Here is a 7004-nt window from a genome sequence, read left to right on the forward strand (position 1 = left end):
ATGCAATTAACTTAATGAACCGCCAAGTACCGAACGGTATGCTTGGTGGTGTGAGAGGACGGTAGATAAAATAATTATCTACCTCCTACTCGATTAGTTAGATTTATTAGCAGGAATAAGCCAAAGACAATAGAATAATAATATCCATCTTATCAAAATAATTTCAGAGGGGTTTTTGTGAAATGGTGAGAAACTTGAATAGTATTGTTATTGCTTTGGCAATTCTGATTTTCATGATTTATATATCTCCAATTAAAATAAATATTGTAATGGGCTCCTCTTTGGAACCAACGCTAAGACAAGGGGATATTATTGTTTCTGTAAAAGCTCTGTCATATAAAGAGGGAGATATTGTTACTACTATTAAGGATGAAACTCTAATCTGTAAAAGAATAGAATGGAATGAGGATGGCAAAGTATTTTTACTGGGCGATAACTTGAATAACTCATGGGATAGTAGGGAGTTTGGCCCAGTAAAAGATAATTTAGTACTACATAAAGTATGGAGAATAATTAAAACAGATACATTTTTAAATGATGTTACTGTAACAATAGGTTATTTTTCGAAAATTGTAACCAAAGTGCTTCAAGTTCATTTATTAGGTGCAGAAGAAAGCCCTTTTTATATTAGCTTCAACAATAATAAATATCTGTTCAATCCTAACAATCTATCCCTTACTACTTATGATGGGTTTTTACAAGTAAATAATATGAGTAGCGTTGATTGACTAGAATACTTCTAAACACCACATTTTGTTGTGGTGTTTTTCGATTCTAAAACTAAACAATAAACTCATACTAACTCTATCATTCGCCTATTTTTCCCCAATAGCTCACTAACTATCTCAAATTCTAATATATTATTATAACAGAAAGGGGGATTTGCAAAATGAAGACATTACTAGAGAATTTAAATAGAGTTTTACGAAAAGAGGATGGGCAAAGCATGGTAGAGTATGCTTTAATCGTAGCATTAGTTGCAGTTGCATTAATTGTTATTCTTACTCAATTAGGAGAAAATGTTGAAACCATCTTCCAAGACATTATTAATGCTTTAAGTGGAACTGGATCTGACTAAAGGGCCTGGGAGGGATAAAATGAACAGCATAAAAAGAAAGTCCTTAATCTTAGCATTTTCTATAGCTTTTATGATAACAGGAGGACTGCTTTATTACTTTCATTATAATGACGATAAATATGAACCAGTACCCACTGTAACAATTACAATAGCAGCTACAGACATTCCTCCCAAGTCAATTATTACAGAAGAGCACCTAACCAAAGTTGAGTTACCAGAAGCAGCAATTTTGCAGGGGAGTAGTAGCAATAGATCACAGCTTATAGGTCGAGTTACAAGAGATACAATCTATTCAGGAGAACAGATATTAGAACAAAGATTAATTCAAGGGAGAGAGCGTGATGGTCTTTCTGTCATTATAGATGAGGGGTATAGAGCATTAACAATACAGGTGGATACTGTTAGTAGTGTGGGTGAAAATGTGAAAGAGGGAGATTATGTGGATATATTAGCTTATCTCCCCCCTAGGGATGATTCTGGAGAAGTTATAGAAAAAGTTCTGGAAAAAGTTGAAGTTTTAGAAACTCAATATAATCAAGGAGGAGCTGGAACTAAAGTAATAACATTCAAGGTGACACCAGAAAATGGGGAAAAAATTTTTCTTATGGATAAATTAGGCGAGATAAGATTAGCTTTGCGTCCAATTATAGAGTAGAGAGAATGGTGATTGATATGCCTGAAAAAATAAGAGTATTAATTGTTAACGACAATAAGTATATGAGAGATTCTATTAAAGAGCTCTTGTTTTCTGCTAAAGAGTTCAAGCTAACAGGTGAGGCAGAAAACGGGAAGGATGCTGTTGACTTAACTATTAGTTTTCAACCAGACATTGTACTAATGGATATCAATATGCCAATAATGGATGGATTTGACGCAACTTTAAAAATATCTCAAGTGGCTCCATATATAGGTGTCATTTTAATTGGAACAGTACAATCAGATGAACTTCTCAGACGCTCTATGCAATCTGGTGCAGGAGATTTCCTTGAAATTCCCTTTAGCAAGGCTAAGTTACAAAATGCTATCTTGTCGCTTTACGCTATTAAAAGAGAACAAAGAAAGCAAATTACTCAGAATCCACTAATCATACCCAACAGACAAACAAATATTATATCTGTACTAAGTAGTAAGGGAGGAGTAGGCAAGACAATATTGGCCACAAATATGGCAGTTTCTTTAAAAAAACAGACTAGAGAAGATGTACTTCTAATGGATTTAGATTTACAGTTTGGCGATATTGCAGAAGTTTTAGATATACCTGCAAAAAAAAGTATTGTAAATTTGATAAAGGATAAAGACAACATTGACATAAGCGAATTGGAAAAATACTTACTTACCCATAGAAGCGGAATAAAAATATTAGCAGCTCCAATGAAGCCTGAGCAAGCAGATTTGATTAGTGGTCAAGATGTAGCTGACATTATATTATTATTTTCTCGAATTTTTGACTACATTGTTATTGACTTGCCACCTCTCTTCAATGAAGTAGTAATGACATCTCTTGATAAATCTAATCACTTATTAATGGTAACAACTATGGAAATTCCATCAATAAAAAACTTAAAAAGTGGAATTGATGTATTAAAAAGACTAAAATATCCTCAAGAAAATGTTACTCTTATTTTAAATAGATATAATGAGGGCTGGCACTTGAAATTTAAAGATGTTACAGAATACTTTGGTTTAAAAGATATTGTCTGTATATCGGATAACCCGGAAGTAGTGAGTATGTCAATTAATAGTGGCGAGCCTCTAGTAACCATGTATAAAAATACAAAAATAGCAGAGCAAATCAATGATATAAGCAAACAGTTTATTGAATACAAAGCTAGAAAACATTCCAAATCAAACTTTCTAGAGTACTTTAGACGAAAGGTTGGTAAAAGAGAATGAAATTCCATAGCGGAAAACCTGAGATTAAAAATTCAAATGAAAAAGATATCATCAAAGAAAATACACTTTTAGTTCAGTTGCAAAAGAAAGCTATTAATGAAATAGATACAGTATTAATTCAACAACTTGATGATTATCATAAAATAAAAAATTACATTGAAGCTCTACTGGATAGCATTAGCGAGCAGATCTTTCCAACAATAACCAACAAAGACAAAGAAATAGTTGCTGAAGCTTTAATTGATGAATTCAGTGGGTTAGGACCCATAAAGAAATTGATGTCTGACGATACTGTTTCAGAGATTATGGTAAATGGTTCAACTCAAGTTTATATAGAGAGGAATGGTGTTTTAGAGCTCACAGATGTGAAATTTCGAGACGATGATCATGTAATTCAAATTATTGACAAGATAGTAGCGCCTATTGGCAGGAGGATAGATGAAAGTTCACCTATGGTGGATGCAAGACTCCCCGATGGCTCTCGTGTAAACGCTATTATACCGCCTATTTCCTTAACTGGACCCACAATAACTATTCGCAAGTTTGCCAAAATACCATTAACAATTGAAAAGCTTATCTCCTTAGAAACTTTAAGTAAAGAAATGGCAGAATTTTTAAAAAGAGCTATTGAATCCAAGGTTAACATTCTTGTAGCTGGGGGGACTGGCAGTGGAAAAACAGTCCTTTTAAATGTATTAAGTTCGTTTATTCCTTCTAATGAAAGGATTATTACAATAGAGGATGCAGCTGAACTTCAATTAGTTCAACCCCATGTTATTTCGTTGGAATCGCGACCTTCAAATATTGAGGAAAAAGGAGAAATAACGATTAAGGACTTAGTAAAAAATAGTCTTCGAATGAGGCCTAATCGCATAATAATTGGTGAGGTTAGAGGGGCAGAAGCACTGGATATGCTTCAAGCTATGAATACTGGGCACAGTGGCTCCTTGTCAACTATTCATGCTAACTCACCGCGAGATGCCCTCTCCAGACTGGAGACTATGGTATTATACGCAGGTATTGACCTTCCTCTCCGCGCTATCAAAGAGCAAATAGTTTCAGCAATTAATTTAGTTATTTACCTTCAAAGGTTTGCAGATGGAACTAGAAAGGTAACTGATATAACAGAGGTTGTAGGATTAGAGGGCGATGTATATGCTCTGCAAGATATTTTTAAGTACGAGCAGACAGGATATCGGAGCAAAAAGTTGAGCGGACATTTTGTGGGGTCACTAGTAAGACCTAGGATCTTTGATAAGTTTGATGCTATGGGTATTAAAAACTAAAGGGTGTAGAGGGTGTTTTTATGATTTTTCTTATTTCTATTTTTATAATACTTTCTATAAGTTTAATTTTATATGAAGTTATTTACTGGTCTTTCTATAAAGACAAACTTAGTAATCGCCTCGTACAAAGAAAGATTAAAAAAGTACCAAAAAAGTCTATTATTAAAAATTTAAATATATTAGCTAACTTAGAGAAAAGGCTTAGTGAGGCATCGATTAATATTGATACTAATACATTTGTTAAGTATTACTTAATGATCAATCTAGTTGTGGCAATATTAGTGCTTTTAATCACTTCATCTATTTTATTAGTTATTACCATTTCTTTAACCTTAATTATTCTAACTAATCTATATATTAAAGCCATGATAAAAAGAAGACTTAAATTATTACAAGCCCAGCTTTCAGATACAACTAATTTTATCTCAAATAGTCTTAAGTCTGGATATACATTAATGCAGTCTTTTAACATGATTGCAAAGAATTCTTCCCCTCCTGTTTCCCAGGAGTTTCAGCGGGTAATCGATGAAGTAAATATGGGTAAAAGCTATGAGGAAGCCTTTGCTAAAATGATTGAACGATGTCCACTAGAAGACTTAGAGGTATTGATAAATGCTATATTATTAAGCAAAGAATCTGGAGGCAATTTATCACACGTGTTAGATACAGTATCCGAAACTATTAGAGATAGAGAGAGATTAAGTAGAGAAGTAAAAAGCCTTACCTCCCAGGGACGGCTTTCCGGTTACATTTTAGCCCTACTACCAATTGGACTTTTTTTATTAATATTTATCATTAGTCCAGATTATGTTACACCTTTTTTGGAAAACCCCATGGGAAAAATATTGTTGTTCGGAGTGCTTTGTAGTCAGATAATAGGTTTCTATTTTATTAAAAAAATTGTACAGGTAGAGTGGTGATACGAAACTATGTTCACTTACTATGGGATCACTTTATTTTTCGGCGGTGTATTTTTACTTTTATATTTAGCTATATATCATAGCCTACTACAGCAGCAAATAAGAGGAAAGTTAAGGCCTGATCACAGTACTAAGCCTGAGGAACTATTTTCTAAACTAAAAAGTTATGTGGTAAAAGTTTCATTTGCTCTTATAGTTCCTTATTTTGTTGTTAGATATAAAGCTACAAAAAAGCAAAAAAAAATCCGGCGAGAAATTCCAATTTTTATCGATTACATGACTATTGCAGTTGAAGCAGGGTTAGGGCTTGATCTTGCAATTCACAAGGTAATAAATACACAAAAAGGCCCTTTAACTGACGAATTCAATAAAACTATGACTGAAATAAAATATGGGAAAAGCAAAAAAGATGCTTTTCGAGAACTTGCCCATAGAATTAACCTTCCTGAATTTACTTCATTTATAACAATGCTTATTAATGCTGAACAACTAGGAGTGAGCTTAGGAAATGTTTTGAGAACACAAGGAAAGCAAATTAGAGAAAAAAGAAGACAACAGGCACAGGAAGAGGCCTATAAAACTACTGTAAAGCTTCTATTTCCATTAATAGTTTTTATTTTCCCTGGCTTGTTAATTGTCTTATTAGGACCAGCATTGATTCAAATAAAAAATATGCTATTTTAGGGGGGTGTAGTCTGATGATTTATCTTATTTCCTGCTTGAGTTTTTTACTTATGGTCAGTATCATACTACTGCTCCATAAAATTAAGATAAATAAAAATCTGATAGAAAACTATTCGAAACAATTCTTATTATATGAAAAAGTAGAAAGGGAAAAAAACCATGAAATAATAAGGGATAATATAATTGAACAATTATCAATAGTTTATATGCAAATAGACAATCTAGGATTAAAAACCAATGATAAAGAGAGGGAAAGTGATTTTAAAAACCTAAAGCTTAATGTAGAAGAAATCACTAAGGGTATTAGTCGTTACTCCCGCTCAATTTTGCCAATAAATGCTACTGAGAAAAACTTGTCTGATAACATCCAAAATTTACTCAAAGAATATAGCCGTATTTATGATATACAAGTTAGCTGTAAAGTGATAGGTAAAGAAGTGGTCTTTTCAAAATTAATCAATGAGACTATATTAGGGTACATTCAAGATTTAATTAATATTAGTCAAGAAGATATTACTACTAGGCATCCCATTGAAGTAGTTATATATTACAAAAAAAGAAAAGTTAATATCTTGTTTAGATCTCATTCGTTAGACTTTAAATCTGGTAAAATACTTAGATCTTTAAATGATCGAATTCATTTTATAGGTGGAAAACTTGTTGCAACTTCAAGTCCCAACCAGACTAACAATATCTTAATTAGTCTTCCTATATATAAGTCAATTTACTTTAATTGATTGAAAGGAAGTCTGCAATGAAAGTAAATAGATTGGTTAAAGATACAAGAGGTCAAAGTATGATAGAGTTTGCTCTAGTATTACCTATTTTAATTTTGATAATGTTTTGTATTATAGATTTAAGCCGTATAGCTTTTCACAATAACCTTATAAATCAAGCTGCTAGAGAGACAGCACGACAAGTTTCAACCGGCAAGGATATTAATAGCGTTGTTAATAATCTAGAAGCTATGTTACAACCGATTTTTAACTCTAGTTCTTCTTCTATATCAGTTGGAACTAATGATGATAATCAACAGAGTACAGTTATAATATGGATTGTCAACAGTAAACTAGACAACTTTTTTAAGGTTATGTAATTTATATTCTCTAGGACTCAAATAATCCAAAGTTGAATGGATCCTAA

Annotated in this window: 10 protein-coding genes; 9 read left to right on the top strand and 1 reads right to left on the bottom strand. The window is 32.5% G+C overall.

The genetic code is table 11. From position 1 onward, the window contains the following. The first annotated feature begins 182 nt into the window (after positions 1 to 182). The 5 genes from GGQ84_RS15010 to GGQ84_RS15030 all read left to right on the top strand — a co-directional run bounded on the left by GGQ84_RS15010 (position 183) and on the right by GGQ84_RS15030 (position 4257). Entirely contained in the window at positions 183 to 728 is a 546-nt protein-coding gene (locus tag GGQ84_RS15010; RefSeq protein ID WP_429163620.1) for a S26 family signal peptidase, read from the top strand. A 161-nt stretch (positions 729 to 889) separates the two neighbouring features. After that, on the top strand, positions 890 to 1078 hold the full coding sequence (locus GGQ84_RS15015; RefSeq protein ID WP_429163621.1) for a Flp family type IVb pilin: 189 nt from the start codon (positions 890 to 892) through the stop codon (positions 1076 to 1078). A gap of 19 nt (positions 1079 to 1097) precedes the next feature. After that, positions 1098 to 1733, top strand: a complete 636-nt coding sequence (gene cpaB, locus GGQ84_RS15020; protein WP_429163622.1) for a Flp pilus assembly protein CpaB — start codon at positions 1098 to 1100, stop codon at positions 1731 to 1733. 5 nt (positions 1734 to 1738) lie between these two features. After that, entirely contained in the window at positions 1739 to 2971 is a 1233-nt protein-coding gene (locus GGQ84_RS15025) for a CpaE/TadZ family protein (RefSeq protein ID WP_429163623.1), read from the top strand. Beyond that, a complete protein-coding gene (locus tag GGQ84_RS15030) occupies positions 2968 to 4257 on the top strand; it encodes a TadA family conjugal transfer-associated ATPase (RefSeq protein ID WP_429163624.1) in 1290 nt (429 codons plus the stop codon). The genes GGQ84_RS15025 and GGQ84_RS15030 overlap by 4 nt, the downstream gene beginning before the upstream one ends. Before the next feature lie 247 nt (positions 4258 to 4504). On the opposite strand, the gene GGQ84_RS15035 is transcribed toward GGQ84_RS15030, so the two are convergent. Continuing rightward, positions 4505 to 4729, bottom strand: a complete 225-nt coding sequence (locus GGQ84_RS15035) for a hypothetical protein (protein WP_429163625.1) — start codon at positions 4727 to 4729, stop codon at positions 4505 to 4507. On the opposite strand from GGQ84_RS15035, the gene GGQ84_RS15040 reads away from it, so the two are divergent. The 4 genes from GGQ84_RS15040 to GGQ84_RS15055 are packed head-to-tail and all read left to right on the top strand — an operon-like array spanning position 4728 to position 6957. Beyond that, on the top strand, positions 4728 to 5177 hold the full coding sequence (locus GGQ84_RS15040) for a type II secretion system F family protein (RefSeq protein ID WP_429163626.1): 450 nt from the start codon (positions 4728 to 4730) through the stop codon (positions 5175 to 5177). The two genes, GGQ84_RS15035 and GGQ84_RS15040, sit on opposite strands and share 2 nt — an antisense overlap. 9 nt (positions 5178 to 5186) lie before the next feature. Continuing rightward, on the top strand, positions 5187 to 5861 hold the full coding sequence (locus tag GGQ84_RS15045) for a type II secretion system F family protein (protein ID WP_429163627.1): 675 nt from the start codon (positions 5187 to 5189) through the stop codon (positions 5859 to 5861). Between the two features lie 14 nt (positions 5862 to 5875). Further along, positions 5876 to 6598, top strand: coding sequence for a sensor histidine kinase (locus GGQ84_RS15050; protein ID WP_429163628.1), 723 nt, complete (start codon positions 5876 to 5878; stop codon positions 6596 to 6598). 59 nt (positions 6599 to 6657) lie between these two features. Continuing rightward, on the top strand, positions 6658 to 6957 hold the full coding sequence (locus GGQ84_RS15055) for a TadE family protein (RefSeq protein WP_429163629.1): 300 nt from the start codon (positions 6658 to 6660) through the stop codon (positions 6955 to 6957). The last annotated feature ends 47 nt before the right edge of the window (positions 6958 to 7004 follow it).

The sequence above is a fragment of the Desulfitispora alkaliphila genome, from assembly GCF_050433185.1.
GTDB lineage: Bacteria > Bacillota > Desulfitisporia > Desulfitisporales > Desulfitisporaceae > Desulfitispora > Desulfitispora alkaliphila.

What these genes read in the sequence shown, in the direction of transcription:
- GGQ84_RS15010 (WP_429163620.1), top strand. Translation starts at nt 183, where the DNA reads ATGGTGAGAAACTTGAATAGTATTGTTATTGCTTTGGCAATTCTGATT.
- GGQ84_RS15015 (WP_429163621.1), top strand. Translation starts at nt 890, where the DNA reads ATGAAGACATTACTAGAGAATTTAAATAGAGTTTTACGAAAAGAGGAT.
- cpaB (WP_429163622.1), top strand. Translation starts at nt 1,098, where the DNA reads ATGAACAGCATAAAAAGAAAGTCCTTAATCTTAGCATTTTCTATAGCT.
- GGQ84_RS15025 (WP_429163623.1), top strand. Translation starts at nt 1,739, where the DNA reads ATGGTGATTGATATGCCTGAAAAAATAAGAGTATTAATTGTTAACGAC.
- GGQ84_RS15030 (WP_429163624.1), top strand. Translation starts at nt 2,968, where the DNA reads ATGAAATTCCATAGCGGAAAACCTGAGATTAAAAATTCAAATGAAAAA.
- GGQ84_RS15040 (WP_429163626.1), top strand. Translation starts at nt 4,728, where the DNA reads ATGATTGCAAAGAATTCTTCCCCTCCTGTTTCCCAGGAGTTTCAGCGG.
- GGQ84_RS15035 (WP_429163625.1), bottom strand. Translation starts at nt 4,729, where the DNA reads ATGTTAAAAGACTGCATTAATGTATATCCAGACTTAAGACTATTTGAG.
- GGQ84_RS15045 (WP_429163627.1), top strand. Translation starts at nt 5,187, where the DNA reads ATGTTCACTTACTATGGGATCACTTTATTTTTCGGCGGTGTATTTTTA.
- GGQ84_RS15050 (WP_429163628.1), top strand. Translation starts at nt 5,876, where the DNA reads ATGATTTATCTTATTTCCTGCTTGAGTTTTTTACTTATGGTCAGTATC.
- GGQ84_RS15055 (WP_429163629.1), top strand. Translation starts at nt 6,658, where the DNA reads ATGATAGAGTTTGCTCTAGTATTACCTATTTTAATTTTGATAATGTTT.